The organism is Variovorax sp. GW458-11-26-14-LB1, from assembly GCF_059423965.1.
The window spans coordinates 51,294-77,261 of record NZ_JBWKYW010000032.1; the positions used below are offsets into that span (position 1 = coordinate 51,294).

General features: G+C 69.0%; 21 protein-coding genes. 6 read left to right on the forward strand and 15 right to left on the reverse strand.

The genetic code is table 11. The annotated features are described in order from the left end of the window. Positions 1–7 precede the first annotated feature (7 nt). The 10 genes from soxB to AC07YS_RS20445 form a co-directional block, all read right to left on the reverse strand. Positions 8–1,732 carry a thiosulfohydrolase SoxB gene (soxB, locus tag AC07YS_RS20400; RefSeq protein WP_495269619.1) on the reverse strand — a complete coding sequence of 575 codons (1,725 nt, stop codon included), beginning with the start codon at positions 1,730–1,732 and terminating at the stop codon, positions 8–10. A 19-nt stretch (positions 1,733–1,751) separates the two neighbouring features. Beyond that, entirely contained in the window at positions 1,752–2,405 is a 654-nt protein-coding gene (gene soxX / locus AC07YS_RS20405) for a sulfur oxidation c-type cytochrome SoxX (protein WP_095747116.1), read from the reverse strand. A 12-nt stretch (positions 2,406–2,417) separates the two neighbouring features. After that, complete coding sequence (gene soxA / locus AC07YS_RS20410; protein WP_062473848.1) at positions 2,418–3,221, reverse strand: sulfur oxidation c-type cytochrome SoxA; 804 nt, start codon at positions 3,219–3,221, stop codon at positions 2,418–2,420. 67 nt (positions 3,222–3,288) lie between these two features. Next, the gene (gene soxZ / locus AC07YS_RS20415; RefSeq protein WP_172438442.1) at positions 3,289–3,600 is read right to left on the reverse strand and encodes a thiosulfate oxidation carrier complex protein SoxZ; all 312 of its coding nucleotides are present in this window, start codon (positions 3,598–3,600) and stop codon (positions 3,289–3,291) included. Between the two features lie 46 nt (positions 3,601–3,646). After that, on the reverse strand, positions 3,647–4,105 hold the full coding sequence (gene soxY, locus AC07YS_RS20420) for a thiosulfate oxidation carrier protein SoxY (RefSeq protein ID WP_495269618.1): 459 nt from the start codon (positions 4,103–4,105) through the stop codon (positions 3,647–3,649). A 19-nt stretch (positions 4,106–4,124) separates the two neighbouring features. After that, on the reverse strand, positions 4,125–5,174 hold the full coding sequence (locus AC07YS_RS20425; RefSeq protein ID WP_495269617.1) for a c-type cytochrome: 1,050 nt from the start codon (positions 5,172–5,174) through the stop codon (positions 4,125–4,127). Beyond that, positions 5,158–6,522, reverse strand: coding sequence for a sulfite dehydrogenase (gene soxC, locus AC07YS_RS20430; protein ID WP_495269616.1), 1,365 nt, complete (start codon positions 6,520–6,522; stop codon positions 5,158–5,160). Before soxC ends, AC07YS_RS20425 begins: the two co-directional genes overlap by 17 nt. Before the next feature lie 19 nt (positions 6,523–6,541). Continuing rightward, positions 6,542–6,859: a c-type cytochrome gene (locus AC07YS_RS20435; protein ID WP_307581966.1), complete on the reverse strand. Its 318-nt coding sequence runs from the start codon at positions 6,857–6,859 to the stop codon at positions 6,542–6,544. A 144-nt stretch (positions 6,860–7,003) separates the two neighbouring features. Continuing rightward, positions 7,004–7,474 (reverse strand): thioredoxin fold domain-containing protein, encoded by a 471-nt coding sequence (locus AC07YS_RS20440; RefSeq protein WP_495269615.1) that lies wholly within the window; start codon positions 7,472–7,474, stop codon positions 7,004–7,006. After that, on the reverse strand, positions 7,471–8,385 hold the full coding sequence (locus tag AC07YS_RS20445; protein WP_495269614.1) for an MBL fold metallo-hydrolase: 915 nt from the start codon (positions 8,383–8,385) through the stop codon (positions 7,471–7,473). The genes AC07YS_RS20440 and AC07YS_RS20445 overlap by 4 nt, the downstream gene beginning before the upstream one ends. A 156-nt stretch (positions 8,386–8,541) precedes the next feature. On the opposite strand from AC07YS_RS20445, the gene AC07YS_RS20450 reads away from it, so the two are divergent. Beyond that, positions 8,542–8,955 (forward strand): DsrE family protein, encoded by a 414-nt coding sequence (locus AC07YS_RS20450; RefSeq protein ID WP_495269613.1) that lies wholly within the window; start codon positions 8,542–8,544, stop codon positions 8,953–8,955. Between the two features lie 40 nt (positions 8,956–8,995). Here the strand turns inward: AC07YS_RS20450 and AC07YS_RS20455 are convergent, their stop codons facing one another. Continuing rightward, complete coding sequence (locus tag AC07YS_RS20455; protein ID WP_062473861.1) at positions 8,996–9,322, reverse strand: ArsR/SmtB family transcription factor; 327 nt, start codon at positions 9,320–9,322, stop codon at positions 8,996–8,998. A 287-nt stretch (positions 9,323–9,609) separates the two neighbouring features. Here AC07YS_RS20455 and AC07YS_RS20460 point away from each other — a divergent pair, with 287 nt between their 5' ends. The 5 genes from AC07YS_RS20460 to AC07YS_RS20480 are packed head-to-tail and all read left to right on the forward strand — an operon-like array spanning position 9,610 to position 16,595. Beyond that, positions 9,610–10,716 (forward strand): efflux RND transporter periplasmic adaptor subunit, encoded by a 1,107-nt coding sequence (locus AC07YS_RS20460; protein WP_492737233.1) that lies wholly within the window; start codon positions 9,610–9,612, stop codon positions 10,714–10,716. Continuing rightward, positions 10,713–13,799 carry a MexW/MexI family multidrug efflux RND transporter permease subunit gene (locus AC07YS_RS20465; protein WP_495269612.1) on the forward strand — a complete coding sequence of 1,029 codons (3,087 nt, stop codon included), beginning with the start codon at positions 10,713–10,715 and terminating at the stop codon, positions 13,797–13,799. The genes AC07YS_RS20460 and AC07YS_RS20465 overlap by 4 nt, the downstream gene beginning before the upstream one ends. Before the next feature lie 13 nt (positions 13,800–13,812). After that, on the forward strand, positions 13,813–15,255 hold the full coding sequence (locus AC07YS_RS20470) for an efflux transporter outer membrane subunit (protein WP_495269611.1): 1,443 nt from the start codon (positions 13,813–13,815) through the stop codon (positions 15,253–15,255). Between the two features lie 36 nt (positions 15,256–15,291). Beyond that, positions 15,292–15,957 carry a helix-turn-helix transcriptional regulator gene (locus tag AC07YS_RS20475; protein ID WP_495269610.1) on the forward strand — a complete coding sequence of 222 codons (666 nt, stop codon included), beginning with the start codon at positions 15,292–15,294 and terminating at the stop codon, positions 15,955–15,957. A 56-nt stretch (positions 15,958–16,013) separates the two neighbouring features. After that, complete coding sequence (locus AC07YS_RS20480; RefSeq protein WP_159274807.1) at positions 16,014–16,595, forward strand: superoxide dismutase; 582 nt, start codon at positions 16,014–16,016, stop codon at positions 16,593–16,595. Between the two features lie 49 nt (positions 16,596–16,644). Here the strand turns inward: AC07YS_RS20480 and AC07YS_RS20485 are convergent, their stop codons facing one another. The 4 genes from AC07YS_RS20485 to AC07YS_RS20500 form a co-directional block, all read right to left on the reverse strand. Further along, positions 16,645–19,221, reverse strand: coding sequence for a hypothetical protein (locus AC07YS_RS20485; protein ID WP_495269609.1), 2,577 nt, complete (start codon positions 19,219–19,221; stop codon positions 16,645–16,647). A 105-nt stretch (positions 19,222–19,326) separates the two neighbouring features. After that, positions 19,327–19,704: a VOC family protein gene (locus tag AC07YS_RS20490; RefSeq protein WP_495269608.1), complete on the reverse strand. Its 378-nt coding sequence runs from the start codon at positions 19,702–19,704 to the stop codon at positions 19,327–19,329. Between the two features lie 163 nt (positions 19,705–19,867). Next, on the reverse strand, positions 19,868–25,639 hold the full coding sequence (locus tag AC07YS_RS20495; RefSeq protein ID WP_495269607.1) for an autotransporter outer membrane beta-barrel domain-containing protein: 5,772 nt from the start codon (positions 25,637–25,639) through the stop codon (positions 19,868–19,870). A 99-nt stretch (positions 25,640–25,738) separates the two neighbouring features. Then, positions 25,739–25,968: hypothetical protein (locus AC07YS_RS20500; protein ID WP_495275727.1), on the reverse strand; the 230-nt coding region annotated here is incomplete at its 5' end.

The following is a 25,968-nucleotide window of genomic DNA, read 5'->3' on the forward strand; positions in this document are numbered from 1 at the left end:
GCTCAATTCAGGCCAGGCCGGGGTTCGGTGCGATGTTCTTCAGCACGGGTTCGTCGAGCCGGCGCGTGGTCACCACCTTGCGCGACTTCAGCCACGGCTCGATGACTTCCCACACCGGTTTGTTGCCGGCGGTGCGCGCCTCTTCGCTCACCGGCGCCCAGCCCGCGACCTTGTAGCTGCGGCTGGCGTCGATGGGCTTGCCGCCCAGGCGCATGTCCTGGATGCGCTGGCCCATGGCGGCCGTCGGGTCGCAGGTGTACTGCAGCCCGCCCACGCGCACCATGTCGCCGCCCTGCTGGTAGTAGGGGTCGGGGTTGAAGAGGTTGTCGCAGACGTCTTCGAGCACGGTCTTGAGCGTCTCGCCGGTCATCTGCGTGACGGTGGCGTACGAATACGTGGTGGCCGTCATGTCCATCAGCCACTCGCGCGTGATCGCCTGGCCGGGCAGCAGCGAGGTGCCCCAGCGGAAGCCGGGCGAGAAGGCGATGGGTGCGTCCTGCACTTCCATGAGCGCGTCGAGCAGCAGCTGGTCGCCGGTGCCGTTGAAGTTGCCGCGCCGGTACAGCGCGCCGTCGGTGTGGGCGAGGGTTTCGGACAGCTTCGCCTCGTAGGGCGCACGCACGCGGGTGATGAGCGCGTCCATCTCCTTGTCGGCCGGAATGAGGTCGGAGAACACGGGCAGCAGGCGGTAGCGGAAGTCGCTCACCTTCTTGCCCTTGACGTCGAAGTCGATCACGCCGAGGAACTTGCCGTTGGAGCCGCCGTTGACCACGATGGTCTTGCCGCCCGCGTTGCTCACCAGCGTGGGCATGGGCGTGCCGTCGTGCGTGTGGCCGCCCAGGATGGCGTCGATGCCGGTGACGCGGCTGGCCATCTTCAGGTCGACGTCCATGCCGTTGTGCGACAGCACCACCACCACCTGCGCGCCCTTGGCGCGCGCCTCGTTCACCACGCGCTGCAGGTTGTCGTCCTGGATGCCGAAGGTCCAGTCGGCCACCATGTAGCGCGGGTTGGCGATGGGCGTGTACGGGAAGGCCTGGCCAATGATGGCGCACGGCACGCCGTTGATCTCGCGCATCACATACGGCTTGAACACCGGGTCGCCGAAGTCGGCGGTCTTGACGTTCTGCGCCACGAACTCGACCTTGCCCGCAAAGTCCTTCTCGATGATCTGCTGCACCCGCGCCATGCCGTAGGTGAACTCCCAGTGGCCGGTCATCACGTCGACGCCGAGCAGCTTGCAGGCGTCGACCATGTCCTGCGCATCGGTCCACAGCGACGTGGCCGAGCCCTGCCAGGTGTCGCCGCCGTCGAGCAGCAGCGCGCCGGGGCGGCTGGCCTTGAGCTGCTTGACCAGCGTGGCCAGGTGCGCGAAGCCGCCGACCTTGCCGTAGCGCTGTGCGGCCTTGTCGAAGTCGAGGTAGGTGAGCGCGTGCGCCATACGCGTGCCGGGCTTCACGCCGGCGGCCTTCAGCAAATGCTCGCCCACGAGGTGCGGCACCTTGCCGCGCATGTTTCCCACGCCGATGTTGACGCCCGGCTCGCGGAAGTACAGCGGCTTGAGCTGCGCGTGGCAGTCGGTCATGTGCAGCATCGACACGTTGCCGAAGGCCGGCACGGTGTACATGCCGTCGAGGCCGGCGGCCATGCTGCTGCCGTGGCGGCCCAGGCCCAGCCCGGCGACAGCGCCGGCACCGAGCATCTGGACGAACTCGCGCTTGGAAAGGTTCATGAAGGAAGAAGCCGGGCGTTCAGCGGTTGACGGGAGACTGGGGGTCGAGCAGCAAGCCCATCACGTCGCGGATCTGCTTCTCGTTGAGGATGCCGGAGTGGCCGACGCGCGGCATGTTCGAGCAGGCGTTGTAGGCGCGCGCGTTCCACAGCTTGCCCCAGGTGTATTCGACGATGGGCTTGGACGCAGCGCTGGCCGGGTCGCTCACGCCGCGCAGCTTGCCGTAGTGGTACAGGCTCGGGCCGAGCGTGCCGAAAGAGATTTCTTCCTTCGACATCTGGTGGCAGTTGTAGCAATTGCCGCCGTTGGCGGCGTTGGCCGCGTCGGTCCAGGTGAGGCCGCGGCCGTTCTGCGCGATCTTCTCGCCCTCGCGCCAGTCGCCGACGAACTTGCCGTCGGAGGGCCAGCGCACGGTCTTCATGTTGGCGGCCTCGATCTCCTTGGTGCGCTGCTCGTCCAGCGGCTTGCCGCTGGCCTCGGCTTCGCTGCACGCGAGGTTGGCCGGGTCTTGCACGAGGCGGTCGACCTTGGCGATGCCCTGGTCGCGGAAGGAGCGCTGCAGCGCGTCGGCGGTGAGCTTGTCGAGCTCGGCGGCGCTGTCGACGGACGCGCAGCCGAACACGGTGAGTGCGCAGGCCACGGCGGCCAGGCCGAAGAAATGATCAGACTTCATGGCGTGGCTCCTTCAGCGCTTGATGGCGGGCGCAGTGGTCTTGCCGCCCTTGCCGTTGACGCCCATGTACACGGCCAGTGCCACGGTCACGTCGCTGGCGTAGCCCGGGTACGGAAAGCGCTGCTGGCGGAAGCAGTCGTTGAGCCGGCGCTGCATGCCCCACAGCTCGCCCGACGACACGCGGTACGCCGGCCAGGCACCGAAGCCTTCACCGGCGCCGGGGTTCTTCGTGAGGTTGGGCAGGTCTTGCAGGCGGATGCGCTTGCCGTCGGCGCCGTGGCAGGTGGCGCAGGCAAAGTCGTGCGGGCCGGCGCGCAGGAAGAACAGGCGCTTGCCCACTTCGTACGCACGGCGTTCGCTCGCATGCGACTGCGGCAGGTTCAGCGGCAGACCCTTCGATTCGGCCGAGATCCATGCCACCAACCCCTCGAGGTTCTTCTGCTCGCCCTGGCCGAACGGCGTCTTGGCGATGGCGGCGGCGTCGAAGCCCTGCAAGGTTTCCATGCAGGTGAGCAGGCGCGACTCCATGTCCTGCACGCGGCCGGTGTCGGGAAAGTAGCGCGGCAGTTCGGCGAACGCGCCCTTCACCACGCCCGGTCCCTTGCCGAGGTCGCACTTTTCCATCGACGCGGCCTTGGGGCCGCGCTTCTGTTTCCAGAGGTCTTCGCCCTTGGCCTCGAACAGTTCGGCGGGGTTGCCGTCCTGCAGCAGCGCGCGGTACTCGGCGATGCCTTCGGCCGTGGTCTTCTGCGCCGCGGCGGGCAGTGCGATGCTGCCGGCCAGCACCAGCAGGCTCAGGCATGTGGTTGTCCTCATGGGGCCGCCTTTTTTTCTCGTGGGGAACACAACACGCGAGCGAGCGCCCGCGTGGGCGAAGAAAGCGTCAGCTGACGGTGGCTTCGTCGGTGCGGGTGTCGCCGCGGTTGTCCTTCCAGGTCACGGCGATCTTGTCGCCGGCCTTCGCGCCCTTCAGCGTGAACTGCATGAAGGGGTTCTTCGACACCGCCGGGCCCCAGTCGGCCGTGAGCACGGTCTTGCCGTTGAGCGAGGCCGTGACCTCCTGGATGAACCAGGCGGGGATGGTCTTGCCGGCGGCGTCCTTGCGCTGGCCGGTTTCCATTTCGTGCGCCATGAGGATGCGCACGGTCGTCTTGTCGCCCGCGGCCTGGGCGCGGATGCGCATGGGATCTGCCATGGTGGTCTCCTTCTTCTCGTCGTGTTCTGTGTGTGAAGCCCGTCGCTCAGCCGCCGCAGCCGCCGAGCGTGACCTTGACTTCCTTCTTGGCGAAGAGCGCCTTGCCGTCGTTCATGACCGCGATCGCGTACACGTCGGACGACTGGCCCAGCTTGGCGCGCGTGGTGAAGTTCGACTCGACGAACTCCGAGGTGTTGAAGATCGCGACCACGGCGTTGGGGTTCTTCTCGACCAGCAGCATGAGCTGCTTCACGCCAGGCAGCGTGGTGGCCACGCTGAGCGGCACCACGGCGCCGTTCTCGGCGATGTCGGGGCCGGTGATGGTGACGTCCTTGCTCTCGGTGGGCGCGCCGGTGACACCGACGGCCTTGAGCGCGTCGGCCACGCTCTTGGCGTCGAAGGCGTCTTTGGAATACGCGAGGGCGGTGGCGGGGAGCCAGCCGGCGGTGACCGCCAGGCCTGCGAGGGCGGCGGACTGCGTGAGCATCTGTCTGCGGTTTTTCATGGGGTTGTCTCCTGTCGAATCATGGTCCGGCGCTGTCGGCGAGCCAGCGTGCGATGGCCTTGGCATCATCGTCGCCGAGGGTCTGCGGCGGCATCGGGATCGCCCCCCAGACACCGGTGCTGCCCGCCTTGATCTTCTGCAGCAGGTGGTCGGCCTGGCCGGGGTACTTCTTCGCGATGTCCGAGAAGGCGGGGCCGACGAGCTTCTGCGTCATGCCGTGGCAGGCGGTGCAGCTGTTCTTCTCGAGCAGCGCCACGGGCACTTTCGGTGCTGCGGCCGGTGCGCTGGTCTTCACGGCGGCGGCAGCGGGCGCTGCGGTGGCGATGCCGCGCTGCGCGCCCACCAGCCGGTTCTGGTCGGCGAGGTTGCCGTGGCTGCCGCGTGCATGCGGCGGCAGTTGCGCGACCGACGACGCCGCCGGCACGCAGTCGCGCATGCAGGCCACGGCCGACACGTCGGGCTTGGCCGCGCGGCCGAACTCGCTGCCGGGCCACATCGCGTGCGCGGTGGTGCCGCCGTTGCGGTTGGGCATGCGGGCCTGCACCTCGCGGATGTTCTTGTCGGACAGCGTGAAGTCGTCGGGCACGATGCCGCCGAGGTTCAGCATGTAGGCGGTGACGGCGTACACGTCGTCGGGCGTCAGCGACTTGGGCTGGTTCCACGGCATGGCGCGGTACACGTAGTCCCACACGGTCGACAGGCTCGTGACCTTCATCAGCGTGGTGCGGCCCGGGAAGGCCGGGTCTTTCAGGCGCGCGACGTGGCCGCTCTTGATGTCTTCTGCCGTGGTGCCGCCGACGATGGGGCTGAACACCTGGTTCGATTCGCCGAACACGCCGTGGCACGAGGCGCACTTGCCTTCCCACAGGTCCTGCCCGCGCGTGACCGAGCCCGAGCCGGGCGGCAGGCCCTTGAAGTCGGGGCGCACGTCGATGTCCCACGCGGCCACCTCCTTGGGCGTGGCGTCGCGGCCGATGCCAGCGTAGCCGGCCGTCTTCGGTTGCGCCCATGCCGCAGCGCCGCATGCAAGAACGAGCAACAGCAGCGCACGCTTAGGAAAGCTGGACATTCGCCACCTCCCCGTTCGCCTGCACCTGCCACGACTGGATGGCGTTGTTGTGGTAGATCGAGCGCGTGCCGCGCACCGCGCGCAGCTGCTTGTAGCTGGGCTGCACGTAGCCGGTGTCGTCCATCGCGCGGCTCTGGATGATCGCGGGCGTGCCGTCCCACACCCAGTCGATGTTGAAGCGCGTGAGGCACTTCGAGAGCACGGGCGATTCGAGCCGCGCGGTGCGCCAGTTGCGCCCGCCGTCCACGCTCACGTCCACGCGCTTCACCTTGCCGCGGCCCGACCATGCGAGGCCGGTGATGTTGTAGAAGCCCTTGTCGAGCAGCATCTGCCCGCCCGAAGGCGTGGTCACGACGCTCTTGCATTCCTGGATGCTGGTGTACTGACGGTGCTGGCCGTCGGGCATGAGGTCGACGTAGTGCACGGTCTCGTCCTTGGCGCCGTAGGGCTGGTCGCCGAGTTCGATACGGCGCAGGTACTTGACCCAGCTCACGCCCTGCACGCCGGGCACCACGAGCCGCAGCGGGTAGCCCTGCTCGGGCCGCAGCATCTCGCCGTTCTGGCCGTAGGCCACGAGCACCTCGCCCGAGCGGATGAGGCTCATGGGAATGGTGCGCGTCATCGACGAACCGTCGGCGCCCTCGGCGAGCACGAAGCGCTCGCCCTTCAGGTCGGCGCCCGCCATCTCGAGCAGCGTGATCAGCGGCACGCCGGTGAACTCGCTGCACGACAGCATGCCGTGCGTGTACTGGGCCGTCGGCACCGCGACGTTGCCCCATTCCATGCCGGTGTTGGCGCCGCACTCGATGAAGTGAAAGCGCGACACCGAGGGCAGGCGCATCAGCTCGTCGAGCGTGAAGACCTTCGGCGTCTTCACCATGCCGTTGACCATCAGGCGGTGCTTGGACGGATCGATGTCCCACCAGCCCTGGTGGTGCCGCTCGAAGTGCAGGCCGCTGGGCGTGACGATGCCGAACAGCGACTGCAGCGGCGCGAACGACACCGAGGCCTGCGCGGTCGGCGTGAGCCCCGGGCTCTGGCGGCGCTGCACGTTGGCTTCGTATTTGGAAGGCTTGCCGTAGCCGTCGGTGACCACCGGCTGGCCGAGGCCCGTGCTGTGCGCGGGCAGGTTCAATATGGCGGGGTCGCCGTCGCCCACGGCAGAGCGCGATTGCGCGAGCGCGGACGACGTTGCTGCTGTGCCTGCAACGGCTGCCGCGAAGGCGTTGCGGATGAAGTCGCGCCGCCCTTTGCCGGCTTCGGCGAAGACGGCGCGCACGCCCTGCGCGTCGAGAAAGTTCTCGGGTGCCTTGCGCACCTGCCCGGTCTGCTGGATGCTGCCGCTCATCGCGTCGCGTCCGTGGGCCTTACTTGGCGCCGCCCAACACCCAGGCGGCCAGCGCCTTGGCATCGGCCTCGCTCATCGCGGGCTGCGCAGGCATGGGCACGGCGCCCCACTTGCCGGTGCTGCCCTTCTGGATGCTCGCGGTGAGCGCGGCGAGCGCGTCGGCCTGGCCGGTGTACTTCTTCGCGACGTCGAGATAGGCGGGGCCGACCAGCTTCTTGTCGACCGCATGGCAGGCGAGGCAGGCGTTCTTCTGGGCCAGTTCCTTGTTGGCAAGGGCCGGTGTCGACAGCAGGATGGCGGTGACAGCGACGGCGAGCGACGGCAGCAGCAACTTCAATTCGGTCTCCTCGAAACGCGCCCCGAAGCGGCCGGTTTCATCGTTAAATAAGTAAATCGTTATGTATTGATTTTAGGGACGATCGTGAACAAGGGAAGGGCTTTGCCCTTGGGGGAAACCCGTTCGGTTTCGCCATGCATAACGTCAGCTGCGGACGGCGGTGCGCGCTTGCTGCAGGCGTGCCTCGAGGTAGGCGGCGTAGAAGTCCGAGTCGCCGCCGGTCAGGCGCTCGGCGACCTCGCGGCCGTTGCGGCCGAAGAAGAGCACGGTCGGCGCGACGCTGACGTGCCACGCCTTGATGAGCGCATCGTGCGTGCGCGTGGCGCCGTCGAAGTCGCGCACGGTGCGCGCGTCGCGAAAGTCGATCTGCACCACGGGCAGTCCTGCGGCAACTTCGGGCATGAGGTAGTGCTCGCGCGCGATCTTGCAGAAGGGGCAGCCCTGCAGGCTGGCCATGACGACCAGCGGTTGCGCGCGGGCCAGCGCCGCGGCGAGCGCACCCGCCAGCGAAGCAGGTGCGGGCAATTGCACATCGGCCGCATGCACGGCCATCGGCGCCACGCACCACGCGGCGAGGCCCGCGACGAGCTGCCGGCGCGTGCGGTCGCCGCTCATCGCGCCTCCTGCTCCAGCAGCAGGTAGGTGTTGTAGGCGTTCATGCGGTTCGCCACCTTGAACAGCGGCCAGGCCTCGAAGCGCGACCAGTCGGTGGCGGCGTAGGCCTCGTCGAAGGGCGTCATCTCGGTGGCGGCTTTCTGCATCGCGCCGCGCAGGAAGACGAGGTAGTCGCGCGTCTGCCGCAGGTCTTGCGCCGGGTCGTCCGATGCGGGGCCGTGACCCGGCACGATGGTGCGCGCATCGAGCGCGAGCAGCGCGTCGAGCGACGCGATCCAGTGCCGGCTGTCGGCGGAGCCCACGTAGGGCGTGCGGTTGCGGAACACGATGTCGCCGGTGAACAGCACCTTCTGCTGCGGCAAAAAGATGGCGAGGTCTTCGGGCGTGTGCGCGGGGCCGGCGGGCTGGATCACGAAGCGCGTGCCGCCGATGGTGAGCTCGGTGCGCCCGTCGATCCACACATCGGCCGGCACCAGCCGCGTGCGCTCGTCGATCCACGGCGCGAGCTCCTGGCGCGAGGCTTCGAGCCGCAGCCGCGCGGTGTCGGACGTGAGGTAGCTCTTGCCCCGCGCGTGCGCCACGATCTGCGCGCCCAGCGCCTTGAACACCTGCAGGCCGTAGATATGGTCGGCGTGGTAGTGCGTGAGGATGACGTGGCTGATCGGCTTGGGCGTGAGCTTGCGGATCTCCTCCACCATGCGCTCGGCGACGGCGGGCGAACCGAGCGCGTCGATCATCACGACGCTGTCGCGCGTGACGACGAAGCCGGCGTTGGAGATGAAGTTCTGGTTCTCCTTCGAGCCCAGCGCGGGGATGCCCTGCACGTAGTAGATGTCGGGCGCCACCGGCAGCGGGCGGATCTCGGGCGCGGCGAACGCGGCACCGGCGCTCAGCCAGAGTGCAGCGCACATCAACAGCGCCTTCGCGCGAACGGCGGTGGGCCGGCACGGGAACATCGTGGGTCGTCTCCTGCGGGCTGGGCGGCGAGGGCCGCGGGCTTGCCCGGCTGTAAATATAAGCAGAAGATGATATTTTGCGGGCAACGACAACAGCCAGAGGGTTTCCCCATGAGACACGCATTCATCGCTTTCCTGCTCGCCATGGTCGCCACGTTCGCGGGCGCACAGGAGACCAAGGTGGTCTACCACGTCAACACCGGCGTGGAGAGCAGCGCCGCCATCCTGGCGAACATCACGAACCACCTGAACGCGGAGCCGAAGGCGAAGATCGTCGTGGTCACGCACGGCCCCGGCATCGACTTCCTGCTGAGCGACGCCAAGGACAGCAAGGGCCGCGAGTTCAGCGGCCCGGTGAGCGCATTGGCCGGGCGCGGCGTGGAGTTCAAGGTGTGCAACAACACGCTCACCACGCGCAACATCGACGCGGGCAAGCTGCTGATGGAAACCAAGGTGGTGCCCTCGGGCGTGGCCGAGGTGGCGCGGCTGCAGGCGAAGGAAGGCTACGTCTACCTGAAGCCCTGAGGCGCGAAAGCCGGCTGATGCCGGCCCTCTTCTTCTCTTCTTATTCCTGTTCGATGGCGATCTGTACGCAGATGCTGCGGCACAGCGCCACCACGGTCTCGTTCGCGATGCTGTAGTAGATGCTCACGCCGTCGCGGCGTCGCGCGAGCACGCCCGCCTGGTAGAGCGTGTTCAGGTGCTGCGACATGTTGGGCTGCGTGGTGTCGATCTGCGCGAGCAGCTCGCTCACGTTCTTCTCGCCGTTGCACAGCAGGCTCACGATCTTCAGCCGCATGGGCGCGGCCATGGCCCGGAACAGGTCGGCGGCCATGTCGAAGACCTCGTCCTCGGTGACAGCCGCGGACTTCTTACGGGGTTTGGTGGCCATGCTGAATAGGTTCATGCGCAGGTCGCAATGTACATCGGCGCCTGGCGCAGCGAGCGATGTCCCGGCGGCCGTACGGCGATTGCACGCGGCCGCCGCGTCACAAAAGCGACGCGCCGCCCGTCTTCGGGGTGCGGGGATGCCCCCGCGCAACCACCCGGAGCACCCACCATGCACGCCACGCCAAAGATAGCCCTGCCCTATCGGGGCCATTGCCACGTCTTTCTCGACAGCATTCGGACGCGATCTAATAATCAAAGCACTTTCTTTGATAAAAAAGCAGGTTGCGTATGAACAAACAATCCAGGACCTGGCTCGGCGCCGGTCTCACGGTCGCGGTGCTGGGCGCGGCGGGCTACGGGCTCGTGGCGAAGTTCCAGCCGGCCCATGCACAGGGCGGCGCCATGCCGCCGGCCAAGGTGGCGGTGGCCCCCGCGCGGCAGACCGAGATGGCGCGCTTTCTCGGTGGCATCGGCACGCTGGAGGCCAACCGGCAGGTCGAGGTACCGGCCGAGGTGGAGGGACGGGTCGCGAAGATCCTCTTCACGCCGGGCGCGCAGGTGCGTGCCGGCCAGCTGCTGGTGCAGCTGAACGACGCGCCCGAGCAGGGCGACCTCGAACGGCTGCGCGCCCAGCAGGCCAATGCCAGGGCCCTGCTCGAACGCACGCGCCGCCTGCTGCCGCAGCAGGCCGCCACGCAGGAGCAGATGGAACAGGCGCAAGCCGCCTTCGACCAGGCCAGCGGCGAGCTGCGCCGCGTGCAGGCGCTCATCGAGCAGAAGCACATCCGGGCGCCGTTCGACGGCGTGCTGGGCATCCGCAAGGTCAACCTCGGCCAGTTCGTGCGCGCCGGCGACGCGCTGGTGTCGCTCACCGATGCGCGCACGCTGTTCGCCAACCTCACGCTGCCCGAGAACGCGCTGCCGGCGCTGCGGCGCAACCAGGCGGTGGCGCTCGCGGTCGACGCCTACCCGGGCCGCGTCTTCCCCGCCAAGCTCAGCGCCATCGAGCCCATGATCGGCAGCGACACGCGCACCGTGCGGCTGCAGGCCACGGTCGACAACGCCGACGGCGCGCTCACGCCCGGCATGTACGTCAATGCCAAGGTGGCGCTGCCCGCGCGCGCCGACGCCATCGCGGTGCCTGAAACCGCCATCACCTACAGCACGCACGGCGACTCGGTGTTCGTGGTGCGCGCCGGCGAGAAGGGCGACGGCTTCTCGGTGCAGCAGGTGTTCGTGAAGACCGGCGAACGACAAGACGGCCTGGTCGTCGTCGAGCAGGGCCTGAAGGCCGGCGAGCAGGTCGTCACCTCGGGCCAGCTGCGCCTGTACAACGGCGCCGCCGTGGCCCCGGCCGCGAAGGACACGCTGGCCCTGCAGGACGCGAAATCATGAAGTTCACCGACCTCTTCGTGCGCCGGCCCGTGCTGGCGCTGGTGGTGAGCACGCTCATCCTGCTGCTCGGCGGGCGTGCGCTGGGCGACCTGCCGGTGCGCCAGTACCCGCTCACCGAGAGCACCACGCTCACCATCACCACGCAGTACCCCGGCGCCTCGCCGGAGCTGATGCAGGGCTTCGTCACGCAGCCGATCGCGCAGGCGGTGGCGACCATCGAGAACGTCGACTACCTGTCGTCGTCGTCCACGCTGGGCCGCAGCGTGATCAGCGTGCGCATGAAGCTCAACGCTGACGCCAACCAGGCGCTCACGCAGGCCATGGCGCAGGTCAGTCAGGTGAAGTACCGGCTGCCGGCCGAGGCCTTCGACCCGGTGATCCTCAAGTCGTCGGGCGAGGCCACGGCCGTCGCCTACGTGGGCTTCTCGAGCAAGACCATGCCCGTGCCGCAGCTCACCGACTACCTCTCGCGCGTGGTGCAGCCGCAGTTCGCGTCGATCGAGGGCGTCTCGGGCGTCGAGGTGTCAGGCGGGCAGACGCTGGCGATGCGCGTGTGGCTGGACGCCAACCGCATGGCCGCGCGCGGCATCTCGGCCGGCGAGCTGGCCGACGCGCTGCGCCAGAACAACGTGCAGGCCGCACCCGGGCAGGTGAAGGGCCTGTACGTGGTGTCGAACATCCGCGTGAACACCGACCTGGTGAACGTGGCCGAGTTCCGCGACATGGTCATCAAGCGCGACGGCGATGCCATCGTGCGGCTGGGCGACGTGGCCACCGTGGAACTGGGCGCGGCGAGTGCCGACAGCAGCGCGACCATGGACGGCGACAAGGCCATCTACCTGGGCCTGCAGGCGGCGCCCAACGGCAACCCGCTGGTGATCGTGAAGCGCATCCGCGACCTGCTGCCCGGCATCAAGCAGAACCTGCCGCCGGGCGTGGAGGTGCAGCTGCCCTTCGAGCTCGCGCGCTTCATCGAGGCCTCGATCGACGAGGTGCAGAAGACGCTGCTCGAAGCCATCGCCATCGTGGTGCTGGTGATCTTCCTGTGCCTGGGCTCGCTGCGCGCGGTGCTCATTCCGGTGGTGACCATTCCGCTGTCGATGCTGGGCGCGGCGGCACTGATGCTGCTGTTCGGCTTCAGCATCAACCTGCTCACGCTGCTGGCGATGGTGCTGGCCATCGGGCTGGTGGTGGACGACGCCATCGTGGTGGTGGAGAACGTGCACCGCCACATCGAGGAAGGCAAGTCGCGCGTGCAGGCCGCACTGATCGGCGCACGCGAAGTGGCCGGCCCGGTGATCGCGATGACGCTCACGCTGGCCGCGGTGTACGCGCCCATCGGCCTCATGGGCGGCCTCACGGGGTCGCTGTTCAAGGAGTTCGCCTTCACGCTGGCGGGCGCGGTGGTGGTGTCGGGCGTGATCGCGCTCACGCTGTCGCCGGTGATGAGCTCGTTCCTGCTGCCGCAGGACGCCACGGCGGGCCGCATGGCGCGCTATGCCGAGGCCTTCTTCCACAAGCTGGCCACGGCCTACGGCCGGCTGCTCGACGTGTCGCTGCACCACCGCTGGGTCACGGGCCTGCTGGCGGCGGCCGTGCTCGTGAGCCTGCCCTTCTTGTACAACGCGGCGCAGCGCGAGCTGGCGCCGGGCGAAGACCAGGCCATGGTGATGACCGTCATCAAGTCGCCGCAGCACGCCAACATCGACTACGTCGAGAAGTTCGGCCAGAAGTGGGACGAGGTGCTGGCCAGGCTGCCCGAGAACACCGGCCGCTGGCTCATCAACGGCTCGGACGGCGTCTCCAACAGCATCGGCGGCGTGCAGCTGTCCGACTGGAACGCTCGCCAGCGCAACGCCGACCAGATCCAGGGCGACGTGCAGGGCGGCATGAACGAGGTCGAGGGCAGCAGCGTGTTCGCCTTTCAGCTGCCGTCGCTTCCCGGTTCGACCGGCGGGCTTCCGGTGCAGATGGTGATCCGCAGCGCGGGCGACCACCGCAGCGTGTTCGAGGCGATGGAAACGCTGAAGAAGGCGGCGCGCGAGAGCGGCAAGTTCGCCGTGGTCGACAGCGACCTGGAGTTCAACAACCCCGTGACCGAAGTGCGCGTGGACCGCGCCAAGGCCAACAGCATGGGCGTGACCATGAAGGCCATCGGCGACACGCTGGCGGTGCTGGTAGGCGAGAACTACGTCAACCGCTTCGGCATGGACGGGCGCTCGTACGACGTGATTCCGCAGTCGCCGCGCGACCAGCGGCTCACGGCCGAGGCGCTCGCGCGCTACTTCGTGAAGAGCGCGAGCGGCCAGCCCGTGCCGCTGGCCAACCTGGTGCAGCTGTCGACCAGCGTGGGGCCCAACAAGCTCACGCAGTTCAACCAGCTCAACGCCGCGACCTTCCAGGCCATTCCGATGCCGGGCGTGACCATGGGCGACGCCGTGGCGTTCCTGAGCGAAGAGGCGAAGAAGCTGCCGGCCGGCTTCAGCTACGACTGGCAGTCGGACGCGCGCCAGTTCACGCAGGAAGGCTCGGCGCTGGTGATGGCTTTCGTGTTCGCGATCGTGGTGATCTACCTGGTGCTGGCCGCGCAGTACGAAAGCCTGCGCGACCCGCTGATCATTCTGGTCAGCGTGCCGATGTCGATCTGCGGCGCGCTGGTGCCGCTGGCGCTGGGCTTTGCGACCATCAACATCTACACGCAAATCGGGCTGGTGACGCTCATCGGGCTCATCAGCAAGCACGGCATCCTGATGGTGGAGTTCGCCAACGAGATCCAGGAACGCCTGAACCTGGAGCGCCGCGCCGCCATCGAGCAGGCCGCGCGCATCCGGCTGCGCCCGATCCTGATGACCACGGCCGCGATGGTGGTGGGCCTGGTACCGCTGCTGTTCGCCAGCGGCGCAGGCGCCAACAGCCGCTTCAGCATCGGCCTGGTGATCGTGGTCGGCATGCTGGTGGGCACGCTGTTCACGCTGTTCGTGCTGCCCACCATGTACACGCTGCTGGCGCGCGACCACCGCACGGTGGGCCGCTCGCGGCGCGCCGCCGAACTCGAGGCGCTCGTGGCGCGCGAGCCCGCCTGACGACACCGGGAGCATGACCATGACGACAAGAAGACCCTTCTCCTACGCCGCACCGTTCGCCCTCAGCCTGCTGGTGCTGGCCGGCTGCGCGGTGGGGCCGAAGTACGCCGCGCCGAACGACGCGCCGGTGGCCATCGCCGCCCCCGAGCGCGCGCTGTTCGCGCCCGACGCGGTGCAGCGCGACTGGTGGCGCCAGCTCGACGACCCGCAGCTCGACGCGCTCATCGAACGCGCACTGGCCGGCAACCACGACATCCGCATCGCCCACGCGCGGCTGCTGGAAGCGCGTTCGATGCAGACCGAGGCCGAGCTCGACCGCCTGCCCGTGGTGACGCTGGGCGCCAGCAAGACGCGCAGCATCGCGCAGGGCAACGGCGTGCCGGCCGATGCGCGCACGCTGGCCCAGAGCAGCCGCGCCGGCTTCGATGCCGGCTGGGAGATCGACCTCTTCGGCCGGCTGCAGCGCCTGGACGAAGCCGCCACCGCGCGCGCCCAGGCCAGCGCGGCCGACCTCGCGCAGGTGCGCATCGTGGCCGTGGCCGAACTGGCGCGCAACTACTACGAGATGCGCGGCGCCGAGCAGCGCCTGGCCGTGACGCAGCGCACCCTCGAGAGCCTGCGCCAGAGCCTGCGCGTGACCGAGGCGCAGGTGCGCACCGGGCGCGGCCTCGAAGGCGACCTGGCGAGCGCGCAGGCCAACCTGGCCAGCACCGAGAGCCAGCTGCCCGCGCTCGAGACCACGCGCCGCCAGGCCGCGCACCGCGTCGCCGTGCTGGCGGGCCTGCGCCCGGCCGAGCTGGCGCCGATGCTGCAGCCGCACCCGCTGCGCGTGCTCGACAAGCGCCTGCCCATCGGCGACCTGGGCGATCTGCTGCGCCGCCGGCCCGACGTGCTGCGCGCCGAGCGCGGCCTGGCCGCCAGCACCGCCGACGTGGGCGCGGCCACGGCCGAGCTGTACCCGCGCGTCGACATCGGCGGCTTCCTGGGCTTCATCGCGCTGCGCGGTGCCGACCTGGGCAGTTCGTCGAGCCGCGCCTTCAGCGTCACGCCCGGCGTGAGCTGGCCCGCGCTGCGGCTGGGCTCGGTCAAGGCCCGCCTGCGCGGCGCCGAGGCCCGTGCCGAGGGCGAGCGCGCCGTCTACGAGCAGACCGTGCTGCGCGCCATCGAGGACGTCGAAAGCGCCCTCACCGGCTACGGCCAGAACCAGCTGCGCCTGCAGCGGCTGCTGGAGGCCTCGACCCGCAGCGGCCGCGCCGCCGAACTGGCCGAAGTGCGCTACCGCGAAGGCGCCGCGCCCTACCTGAACGTGCTCGACGCGCAGCGCACCCTGCTGCGCGCGCAGGATGCCGTGGCCGAGGCCGAAACGGCCTCGTTCACCAGCCTCGTCGCGCTTTACAAAGCGCTGGGCGGAGGGTGGCAAGCGCCCACGGATGCGAAGGGAGGCCCAACCACCTGACAATGACGCTGTTTTCCTCCCACGACCGAAGCTGCCATGTCCGCCCCCGATGCCACCAAGCCCACCTGGATGCCGCACCAGCCGGCAGACCGCATCCTCTCCACGCTGAAGACCCGCGGCGCGCTCGGCATCCCCGACATCGCCAAGGTGCTGCACGTGACGGTCGAGGCGGTGCGCCAGCAGATGTCCAAGCTCGAGACCGAAGGGCTGGTGGACGCCGAAAGCCGCTCCAGCGGCCGCGGCCGTCCGACCCAGATCTGGCGGCTCACCGGCGAGGGCCACAAGCGCTTTCCCGACACGCACGCCGAGATGACGGTGCAGATGATCAGCGCCGTGATCAGCGTGTTCGGCGAAAAGGGCATGGACCAGCTCATCGGCGCGCGCGAAGCCACCATGCGCGCCACCTACACCGAGGCCATGCGCGGCGCGCGCAACCTCGAGACGCGGCTCGAGCGGCTGGCGGACATCCGCAGCCGCGAGGGCTACATGGCCGAGTACCGGGCCGAGGGCGAGGGCTTTCTCTTCATCGAGAACCACTGCCCCATCTGCACCGCGGCGCAGGCCTGCACCGGCTTTTGCCGCAGCGAGCTGCAGCTCTTCGACGAGGTGCTGGGGCCCGAGGCCGACGTGAGCCGTGTCGAGCATGTGCTCGCGGGCGCACGGCGCTGCGCCTACCGCATCGTGCCCAAGGCCCGCGCCTGAGGCACCGACCTGTTTTTTGTTTTCCCCTTCCACCAACTAGAAAGAAAGACTCCACCATGGAACACACCCTTCCCCCGCTGCCGTACGCCATCGACGCGCTGGCCCCCGAGTATTCGAAGGAAACGCTCGAGTACCACCACGGCAAGCACCACAACGCCTACGTGGTGAACCTGAACAACCTGCAAAAGGGCACCGAGTTCGAAGCGATGACGCTCGAAGAGATCGTCAAGAAGTCCAGCGGCGGCATCTACAACAACGCCGCCCAGATCTGGAACCACACCTTCTTCTGGAACTGCATGAAGCCCCAAGGCGGCGGCGCCCCCACCGGCGCGCTGGCCAAGGCCATCGACGCCAAGTGGGGCAGCTACGACGCCTTCAAGGAAGCCTTCGTGAAGTCGGCCGTGGGCAACTTCGGCTCGGGCTGGACCTGGCTCGTGAAGAAGGCCGACGGTTCGGTGGACATCGTGAACACCGGCGCCGCCGGCACGCCGCTGACCACCGCCGACACCGCGCTGCTGACGGTGGACGTGTGGGAACACGCGTACTACATCGACTACCGCAACCTGCGCCCGAAGTTCGTCGAGACCTTCCTGGCCAAGCTGGTGAACTGGGACTTCGCGGCCAAGAACTTCGGCTGAAGCCCGCGCTTTCGGCATGAAGAAAAAGCCGGCCTGCGGGCCGGCTTTTTCATGGGCGCGCGGTCACCATCCAGTCGATCCAGCGCGCCACGTGCGCCTGGTCGAGGTCGAAGTAGTGGGTGTGGGCGCCCAGGCCGAGGCAGGCCTCGTGCTCGGCCGCGACGCACCAGGCCGGCGGCGTCGTCACCGGCTCGTAGGGCTTGTCGTCCGCGCCCCAGAGCCAGCGCCCGACGTAGTCGCCGGCCGTATAGAGATTGACCCAGCGGGCCACGCCGACCTGGGCCGCGCTCGGCCCGCCGCCGTTCGCGTCTTCCGCCGTCACCCAGCCGTAGAGGTGCGGAAAGCGCGCCGCATACAACTGGCGCAGCGGGCAGCCGGCGGTGAGCAGCAGGAGGCGGCTCTTGTTGAGCGCTGCCCAGAGGTCGGTCACCCGCGCATCGACCTTCTGCGCGGCGCGGAACTGCAGGTAGCGCAGCAGCTCGGTCGAGATCACCGTGCCCTGGCTGTGCGCCACGATCACGATGCGGTCGTAGCCCTGCGCCGCCACGTGCTCCAGCAGCGACACGTAGCGCGAGAAGATGCGCGCGCGCGGAATGGCGCGGCGCGGGAACTCGCGGAAGTGGCCGTCGACGTCCAGCGCCACGTCGAGCGGCATGCGCAGGCCCGGCACGGTGCGCGTGAGAAAACCGCCGAGCAGCGAGACGGCGGCGGCCAGCGTGGCGGCGGTGAAGATCAGCGGCTTGAGGCCGCTTTGCGACAGCGCCGACACCCAGATCACCGCATCGTCGATCCACCCGCCGACCGAGACATTGCACTGCTTGAGCACCAGCAACAGGGCCACCGCGAAGGCGACCACCACGCTGGCGCTGGTCAGCACGGCGACGAAGCGGTCCAGCCGCCGGTAGCCCGCGCCGAGCCAGCGGCCCAGGCCCTGCGAGGTGCCGAAGGCCACCTTGAGCTCGGCGAACAGGCTGGGCACCAGCACCGCCACCAGGTAGGCCAGCAGCGACAGCGTGAGGCCCGCCGTCAAGGCGAAGGCCTGCGTGCTCTTCTCGTAGCGGCTGTGCAGGAAGTTCGCGCCGTCGGCCCAGTAGACGTCCTTGCCGAACCAGAACGGCGCGTAGTCGACGTCCTTCGCACCGAGTTCCACGAGGTTCGTCAGCACGGCCCACGACACCATCGACAGCGCCACGAACGCCGCCACCGACACGAACAGCCCCAGCCGCCCTGTGGCGATGCTGGCGCGCGCGGCGGCACTGCGATCGGGCACCGTCTCCCCGGCGAGCAGCCAGGCGATGAGCAGCACGCCGGCCACGCCCCACCAGGCCACGACGCCCAGCAGCAGGTACTCGACCACCCGCATGCCGGCGCGCACCCAGTGGCGCAGGTCGTCCGTGGCGCCCGCGGCCGAGGCGTTGATCGCCACGTGCACCAGCAGCGCCGCCGCGGTCAGCGCCATCAGCCCCAGCCCCCAGGTGCGCGCCGCCGGAAAGCGGTCGCGCGCGATGCGCAGGGCGCGGTCGGCCAGCGCGGCGAGCAGCGCCAGCCAGGCCACGCCGACCACCCAGTGCGCGGGCACCAGCGCCCACAGGAACCAGCCCGCCAGCAGTGCGTACAGGCCCACCACGATCCGCGAGGAAGCCTGGGTGCGCGCCTGGTAGCAGTACCACCAGATCGCCAGCACCGGCACCGCGACGGCCAGCACCCGGCGCAGCAGTTCGGTGAGCGACAACGCGTGGGGCGCGGGCTCGACCCGCGCCAGTCCGCCAAGCCCCGCGATCACCAGCCCGACCAGCAGCAGCTGCAGGAAGAGGTTCGCCAGCAGGTTGGCAAAGGCCCAGTCGAGCGCGGTCTGCAGCGAGGCCAGGCAGGCCCAGCGCCGCGCGCCCGGCGGCCGGGGCTTCTTGTTCACACCAGCCGCCTCGGCGGCGCGGTCCACCGCGTCGCGGCCCAGCTGCGAGAGGCGGAACACGATGGTGAAGAGCTCCGCGACGATGCGCGCCACCGAACCCGGCAGGCGCGACAGGTCGGCCCAGTACATCTCGTGCACGTCGATGCGCTGCTGCACCGGTTGCCCGTGGGCATCGGTGGCGTCACGTGTCATGCGCACGCGCGTGGCCTCGTAGGCCTCGTGGTCGGGCTCGGCGCGCTGCGACTTGAACAGCAGGTAGTCGCTGAAGGCGATGTCGGGGTTGCTCTTCTTCAGCTCGCGCGGCGTGAGCGGCCCGCGTCCCTTGGCGGCGCGCACCACGCCCGCGTCGTCGGCCTCGGCGGTCGAGATCCAGTCGTCGGCGCTGAAGTCGGACGTCTTCGACTGCCGCATCGCCTTGCGCACGGGCGGCACGTAGGCCTTCTGCGCGGCAGCGCCTTCCGTGGCGGCCTTCTCGTTCTTGTCCTGATGCCCGGTGCGCTGCTGCACCATCGACGTCAGCGGCGGCACCGGCAGCAGCTGGCTGTCGCAGTCGGCCTGGCGGTAGGTGGCGCCCTCGCCGGGGTGGTTGAGCATCAGCGAAGCGATGGCGCGGGCCGTGTCGCCGGCCTTCTGGTCGGCCACGCCGTGGATGGCGATGACCGCGACGCGCTCGGGTGGTTCAGACGCTGGCTGCTCGGGCGACGGTGTGCGCATGTGGTGACTCCTCCATGCCAGGCCGGTGCATGGCAGGAGGAATTGTCCGCAGCGCGTCGCCCTTGGCTTCCCCCAAACGGGGGATGCCGGATGGACAGGGGCTCCTCAGACGTTGATGAGGTTCAGGATGTTCCCGTCGGGGTCCTTGAACCACGCGACCTTCATGTCGCCCATGACGTGGATGTCGCCCGCGAGCGTGGTGTCGGGCATGTCGTAGTGCTCGAAGCGCACGCCCTTGGCCTTGAGCGCGGCCACGAGGCGCTCGATGTCGCCGCCGACCGACCAGGTCACGGCCGTGGCCTGGTTGGTGCCCGCGAAGGCCGAGCGGTAGACATTGAGCCGCGTGTTGCCGCTGCGGTAGACGACGACCTCGTCGCCTTCGGCATCGACCTGCGCCAGGCCGAGCGTGTCTTCGTAGAAGCGTCGGGCCACGGCGAGGTCTTTCACCGCCAGGTTGGCCACTGCATCGATGTGTCCGAGCATGGGAACCTCCTGCCATGAGGATGGGCGCCCGGAAGCCGCCGAGCGCCGGGCGAGCCAGAAATACTCAACCATTTGGTGGAGTATTCGACTCGCCCCGCGGCATGTCAAGGCGTCCGAAAGTACCCACCTGTTCGAACGCGGTCGAACAGAGGGCCGGCGCGGGCTACCACTTCACCCGCACGCCCAGCGAGCCGTTGACCGAGCTCTTCACCTTGGCATCGCCGCCCGAGGACCACAGCTTGCCGACTTCGCCGTACAGGCTGGTTGTCTGATTCAGCGCCAGCGTGAAGCCGCCTGCGAGTTCGGTGCTGGTGCCGCCGGTCGGCGCTGCGATGTCGGTCGTGGTCGCTCCGTTCACGAAGCGCGCGATGTCCGTGCCGCTCGAGGTCTTGTAGACGTTGACGCGGCCGTAGGGCTGCAGCACGCCCACGCCGGTGTCGATCTGGCCCTTGACCCGCACGCCCGCGCGGGCGACCCAACCGCTGTCGGCCTGCGGCTGCGCGATGGCGCCGGCGATGACCGAGTTGCCCAGGTCCATGTGGTGGTGGATCAACTGCAGCTGCGGCTCGATGCTCCAGCCGCTGCCGCCGATCGCAAAGGACTGACCCACTTCGATCGAGCCCAGCAAGCTGTTCCCCTTGCCGCCCACGCCGGCGCCGAGCATCGGCTCGACCGTGTAGCGGTGACGGCCCGACTGCACCACGGCATCGGCATAGAAGCCGCTGTCGGCGGTGTAGGTGCCGTACACGCCGACGTACTGGCTGCGCAGGTCGTTGCGGCCCACGGCGAGGTTGCGGATGCCGCTGGCAAAGCCGCTCACGCGAGCATCGCCGTCGAGCTGGCCGACGTACAGGCCGGCGCGCCAGTTCGGCGTGGCGAGCAGGTCGGTGCCGGCCTGGAAGCCGGTAAGGCGGCCCTTGCTGGTGGGCGAGACGGTGCCGCCCTGCTGGATGTCGAGGTCGGTGGAGAGCACGCGGGCCCAGGCGCGGCGGTCGGAGCTGGTCTGAGTGCTTGTGGTTCCCTTCACATCGTCGTCGCCCACGCGCTTGCGCACATCGCCGAGCATCGCGAGGTTGCCCTGGCGCAGCTGGCTCGGCAGTGCCGCGTAGAGCGCAGCCTCCTGTCGGTAAGTGACGACGGGCAGGCCCACCGGTTGACCCGGCGCCACCGCGTCGGTGGTGGAGCGCAGGTACCAGCTCTCGCCCGCGCCCTTCGCATCGGCGGCATGCAGGCGGTACTCGTAGGCGCCTGCGTCGACGTGGTCGCCGGCCAGCGAGAAGGCGTCCTTGGTGGTCTGCGCGGTGGTGGTCGCGCCGTTCTGTGCAGTGATGACCTCGATGCCGTTGCCGCTCGTGAGTGCGCCCAGGCCGCCAAGGTTGCTGATCTGCACCTGGGTCTTGCCGCTGGCGACGGCGGTGGGGCCGTCGAGCACGAGGCGGTCCGAGGGGCCGGTGCCGTTGAGCGTCGTGCTCAGCTTGAGCACGCCGTTGTTGCCAACGTAGGCGCCCTTGACGGTCAGCGTCGTACCTGCGGTCACACCGGCCAGGAACACGGTGCCGCTGTTCGTCAGCGACGCGACGGTCTGATTGAAGCCCGCAAGATCGAGCGTGGCACCTGTGGCCACGCTGTGCGCCGAAGCAGCGCTCAGCGTGTTCACCGCGCCCGCCTTCAACGTGCCCTGCGCCACGTTCGTCGCACCGGCGTAGGTGTTGGCGCCCGACAGCGTCAGCGTGCCCGTGCCCTGCTTGGTGATGAAGCCGCCGCCGCTGATCGCACCGCTCAGCGTGCCGCTGAACGCGCCGGTGTCGATGACGGGGTCGTTGTTGCCGGTGAGCTTGATGGTGTTGGCGATCGTCAGGCCGTTCGCGCTGAAGCCCAGCGTGGTGTCGTCGTCCATCGACAGCGTGCCGGTGCCCAGCGCCTGGCTGTGGCCCACGTTCAGGCGGCCCTGGCGCAGCGCCGTGCCGCCGGTGTGGGTGTTCTCGCCCGACAACGTGAGCGCGCCCGTGCCGACCTTGACGAGCGAGCCACCGACACCGGAGATCACACCCGAGATTTCGGTGTCGGTGTTCAGGGCGCCCGTTGTCAACGCCTTGGCGCCAAGCAGCACGCGACCCGCCCCTTCCAATGCGCCGATGCTCGTACCAGCAGCCGCGAGTCGGGCGATGCGAACCGTGCCGCCCGCCTTGTTCACCACACGCGCCTGAGCGGCCGTCGCGTCGTTCTGCATGTCCAACGTGCCGCGGTCCTCGCTGACGATCGTCGCCTGTCCGGCCGAGCCGTTGTCCCAGAGGTTGGTCCAGCCGCCGGCGAGGTTGGTGATGTGGGCCTTGCCTGCGGTGGCGTCGAACGAGACCGTGACCTGGCCACCCCGGTTCTCGATGGTGGCGTTGCCGGCGGTCGCGTTGCCGCGGAAGTCGATCGATCCACCGGCATGCGCGACCAGGGTCGCGCGGCCGGCCGAGGCGTTGTCCTGGAACTGGACGAAGCCGCCGTTGCCCGGCTGGGCGGCGCCCGCCGTGATCTGCAGGCTTTCCGCGTCCGCGCTGCCGCTGAAGACAAGGCCGGCGCCACTGCTCACGCCCACGGGGCCGGTGCCCACCGCGCCTGTCGCGCCCACATTCAACGTGCCGCCATCGATCTGCGTGCCGCCCTTGTAGCTGTTGGCCGCCGTGAGCAGCAGCTCGCCGCTGCCGATCTTGCGCAGGCTGCCCGCGCCGCTCATCGTGCCCGCGAAGCTGCCGCTGGCCACCTGGTCGAAGGCCACCCGGGCGTCGTTGACGATGGGACCGCGCAGGCTGGTGGTGTCGCCCTGCAGCGTGCCGGCGCGCACGAGCGTTCCGCCGGTGTAGGTGTTGGCGCCCTTCAGGATCAGCGTGCCCAGGTCGTCCTTCGTGAGGCCGCCCGCGCCGGTCAGCACCGACGCGATGGTGGCCTGCATCTGCGCCCCCGAGGCCGTGCCGTCGCCGACCTTGATGACGGTGCTGGCATTGCCCAGCGTCAGTGCGTCGCCGTTGACGACATAGCCGCTGGTGGAGAACTGCGCGCCATCGATGCTGATCGCGCCGCCCGTGTTGTCCACCCGGACCGTGCCGGCCGCGCCGCCGAACAGCGCGAACTGGTTCTGCTGCCAGCCGGTGTTGGTCTTGCCGTTGGCGCCGGTCCAGCTGTCGGACGGGTCGTTGAGGCCGGAGCGGCCGATGCGCCAGGTGCCGGAGCCGCCGCCGATCTTGCCGTCGTTGTACTGGGTGGCGTCACCGCCCGCGCCGTCCCAGAAGCCGAGCGACACGCCCTTGCTGTTGATCAGGTTGATCTCGCCGGGCACCGACGACTGCACGTACAGGTCGCCCGCCGCCGTGCCCGTGGGCGCCGTGCCGATGTTCGGGCCGTTGTCGACCAGCGAACCGGTGTAGCTGATCAGGCGGTACAGGCCGGGCCCGAAGGTGCCGCCGGGGGTCTCTGCGACGTTGAGCGTGCCGTCGAGCACGAGGCCGCCGTTGACCTTGACGAGGTCGTTGAGCGGACCGCCCGCCGTGCCGGCCTGGCCCAGTTCGTAGTTCAGGAAGGCACCGGGGTCGAAGCGCAGCATGCCCGTGGTCAGCGTGCCGAGGTTGCTGCCCGGTGCGAGCGTCGCGCCGTTGGCGATGGTGACCTGGCCCGCGATAGTGCCGCCGCCGCTGAGTGTGGCGCCGTTCTTGACCAGCACCGTGCTCGCGCCCGTGGCGCTGCCGGTGGTGTTGCTCACGCGCAGCGTGCCGGCGTTGACTTCGGTCACGCCGGTGTAGGTGCTGTCGCCCGTCAGGGTGAGCATGCCGCTGCCGGCCTGGACGAGCGACGTGCCGCCCGAGATCTTTCCTGTGTAGCGCAGGTCGTTGCTGCGCTTGAAGGTGAGTTCCGTGTCGAGGTGGATGTCGCCATCGATCGAACCGGTGGTGCCGCCGTCGCCGATCTGCAGCGTGCCTCTACGGATGAAGGTGCCGCCGTTGACGGGCGACGTGGTCTGGACCGACCCGGTGACCACCACGCCGTTCGCGACGTCGAGCGACAGCTTGCTGGTGCTCACGTAGCCGCTGATCTTCAGCGCCTGGCCGTTGGTCAGGCTCAGGGCCCCGGAGGTAACAAAGCCGGTCAGGTCGGCGACCTGGTTCAGGCTGTCGAGGCTTGCGTCGCCTCGCGCCACGCCATAGAGACCGTTCGCCGTGAGCACCCCGGCGATCTGCGTGATCGCGCCTTTCGATTCGAGCGTGGTGGCCCCTCCGGTCACGTTGGCACCAAGCACCAGATCACCGGCCTTGGTCTCCAGATAGACGCCCGGCCCGCCATCGATCGCGCCCCCAACGTTCAGGGTCTGGCCATTGGTCAGGCGGAAGTTGTTCGCGGTGAAGGGGCCGAGCGTGCCGATGTAGTTGGTGAGCCCGAACTGCGCGGTGCCCACCGCATGTCCCGTGAGCGTCTGCGCGGTGATGCCCCCGGCGACCTGCCCGATCGAGCCCGCCGCCTGCAGGGTGGTCGTGGCGCCGTACACATTGCCGGCAAAGACCAGGTCGCCCGCCGTCATCGTCACGTCGACGCTGGTGCCGCCATCCAGGCCTCTGATCGACAGGTCTTGTCCGTTGGTCAGGCGAAAGCCGCTGGCCGAGAAACCGTCGATCGTGAAAATCTTGTTGGCGCCGTCCAGGTGGGTGGCGCCCGTGGAACGCCCCGACAGGGAGTCCACGTTCAGGGCGCCGCCTGCGTCCTGCGTGATCGTGCTGTTTGAAACCAGGCTGGCAGACCCGAGGCGCGCATCGATCTGGTGGCCGGCGCCCAGCCGGATCGCACCGCCCGACACAGACACACCGCCACCCGGCAGATAGCCAGCGGCGTTGATCGTGCCGGAGACCGTCACCGTGGCATCGGAAGACAGCGTGACCTGCCCGCCGCGGGCGCCGCTCACGTCGATCGTGCCACCTGCCAGCAAATCGCCCCCGATCGCGCTCAGCGTGACTTGACCACCGGCGTTGGCACCGATGCCCCTGGCATGAAGGAGGCCGGCATTGTTGACCAAAGGACCGACCCCTGCGGACTGCGTGGCCGCCTGCAGCACGATCGCACCGTTGTCGGCCTGCAGGGTGCCTGTGTTGACGATGGCCGGCGAAGCCAGGGCCAGGCCTCCCCCCCCCCCGCCGGAAGCGATCGTGGTGTGGATCCCGCCGCTTGCGTCGACACTGACCGTTGCACGATCGGCGGCCGTCAGCTCGATGCGCCCCCCGTCAGCGAGAACCATGCCATTGTTGGAGACCTCGGCGCCGGTGAGTGACACCGAGCCGGATGAAGCCTTGATGTTTCCGGAGTTGCGGACGACGCCACGCTGCGCGGCGTTCACGTTCAATTGGTACGCGCCCGGTGCGGCGCCGGCCGATAGGTCCAGCGAGGTCAACAGCACGCCGCCGACATCGACGTTCGCGGTCGCGCCCAGGACGAAGCCGTTGGCGTTGCTCGCGAACACCTGGCCGAGCGCCGTCAGCGTGCCGTCGATCTGGCTGGCGGCTGCACCGCCGATCCGGTTGATGGCGATCGATGAGACGCCCGGCTGCTGCACGAAGTCGACCCGGCCCCCGGTGCCAACGCTCCATGTGGCCCAGGTCGCTTCCAGAACGCTCGACACCTGGTTCACGGTCAGGGTGTCGGGGCCCGAACCGTAGATCGCCCCCTTGCCGTCGACAATCACTGCGCCGGTGGGCAACGCCGCTGCGGAACGAGCGCCCATGGGCATGGCGGCGAGCAGTGCAAGCACAGCCCCGGCGACTGCCGTGAGGCGCCCCTCCCTTGCCACGACGCGGCGCTCTGCATCGCCCGACTGACCCGTGCCTCCGCTGGCGGCGCGCGCCAGCTCCGACACCGCCTGCAGCACGCCCCGTGCTCGATTGAAGACAAGGCGGTACACGCGGTTCATGGGTTGTTCCTGGCTGATTGGATGAATGAGAAGTGCCGCTCGGCGATCGAGGCCGATAGCCTTAGGTGCCGGGCACCGATCGCTGACCACGCGCGGCGCTCACGTCTTGGACGAGTCCTTGGTGACATCGGCAAGACGAGGCGCGACGCCCTCTGGCCAAAGCGACAAATGATACAAAAGCAACATTCTGTCGCCATCCCTGAAATCAGGTATCTCCGGTGCGCGGCGCGCCCCCTCCAGCCGAGACGAGGGCCATCGCGAACCGCGAAAACCCCGCGCCGGCAGTTCCGGCAGACTGCATCCCCCCTGCCCCCAGAACGAGACAATGC

Bases quoted from the DNA above. Each gene is read 5' to 3' on its own strand.
- soxB (WP_495269619.1), bottom strand. From the start codon at position 1,732: ATGAACCTTTCCAAGCGCGAGTTCGTCCAGATGCTCGGTGCCGGCGCT.
- soxX (WP_095747116.1), bottom strand. From the start codon at position 2,405: ATGAAGTCTGATCATTTCTTCGGCCTGGCCGCCGTGGCCTGCGCACTC.
- soxA (WP_062473848.1), bottom strand. From the start codon at position 3,221: ATGAGGACAACCACATGCCTGAGCCTGCTGGTGCTGGCCGGCAGCATC.
- soxZ (WP_172438442.1), bottom strand. From the start codon at position 3,600: ATGGCAGATCCCATGCGCATCCGCGCCCAGGCCGCGGGCGACAAGACG.
- soxY (WP_495269618.1), bottom strand. From the start codon at position 4,105: ATGAAAAACCGCAGACAGATGCTCACGCAGTCCGCCGCCCTCGCAGGC.
- AC07YS_RS20425 (WP_495269617.1), bottom strand. From the start codon at position 5,174: ATGTCCAGCTTTCCTAAGCGTGCGCTGCTGTTGCTCGTTCTTGCATGC.
- soxC (WP_495269616.1), bottom strand. From the start codon at position 6,522: ATGAGCGGCAGCATCCAGCAGACCGGGCAGGTGCGCAAGGCACCCGAG.
- AC07YS_RS20440 (WP_495269615.1), bottom strand. From the start codon at position 7,474: ATGAGCGGCGACCGCACGCGCCGGCAGCTCGTCGCGGGCCTCGCCGCG.
- AC07YS_RS20445 (WP_495269614.1), bottom strand. From the start codon at position 8,385: ATGTGCGCTGCACTCTGGCTGAGCGCCGGTGCCGCGTTCGCCGCGCCC.
- AC07YS_RS20450 (WP_495269613.1), top strand. From the start codon at position 8,542: ATGAGACACGCATTCATCGCTTTCCTGCTCGCCATGGTCGCCACGTTC.
- AC07YS_RS20455 (WP_062473861.1), bottom strand. From the start codon at position 9,322: ATGGCCACCAAACCCCGTAAGAAGTCCGCGGCTGTCACCGAGGACGAG.
- AC07YS_RS20460 (WP_492737233.1), top strand. From the start codon at position 9,610: ATGAACAAACAATCCAGGACCTGGCTCGGCGCCGGTCTCACGGTCGCG.
- AC07YS_RS20465 (WP_495269612.1), top strand. From the start codon at position 10,713: ATGAAGTTCACCGACCTCTTCGTGCGCCGGCCCGTGCTGGCGCTGGTG.
- AC07YS_RS20470 (WP_495269611.1), top strand. From the start codon at position 13,813: ATGACCATGACGACAAGAAGACCCTTCTCCTACGCCGCACCGTTCGCC.
- AC07YS_RS20475 (WP_495269610.1), top strand. From the start codon at position 15,292: ATGTCCGCCCCCGATGCCACCAAGCCCACCTGGATGCCGCACCAGCCG.
- AC07YS_RS20480 (WP_159274807.1), top strand. From the start codon at position 16,014: ATGGAACACACCCTTCCCCCGCTGCCGTACGCCATCGACGCGCTGGCC.
- AC07YS_RS20485 (WP_495269609.1), bottom strand. From the start codon at position 19,221: ATGCGCACACCGTCGCCCGAGCAGCCAGCGTCTGAACCACCCGAGCGC.
- AC07YS_RS20490 (WP_495269608.1), bottom strand. From the start codon at position 19,704: ATGCTCGGACACATCGATGCAGTGGCCAACCTGGCGGTGAAAGACCTC.
- AC07YS_RS20495 (WP_495269607.1), bottom strand. From the start codon at position 25,639: ATGAACCGCGTGTACCGCCTTGTCTTCAATCGAGCACGGGGCGTGCTG.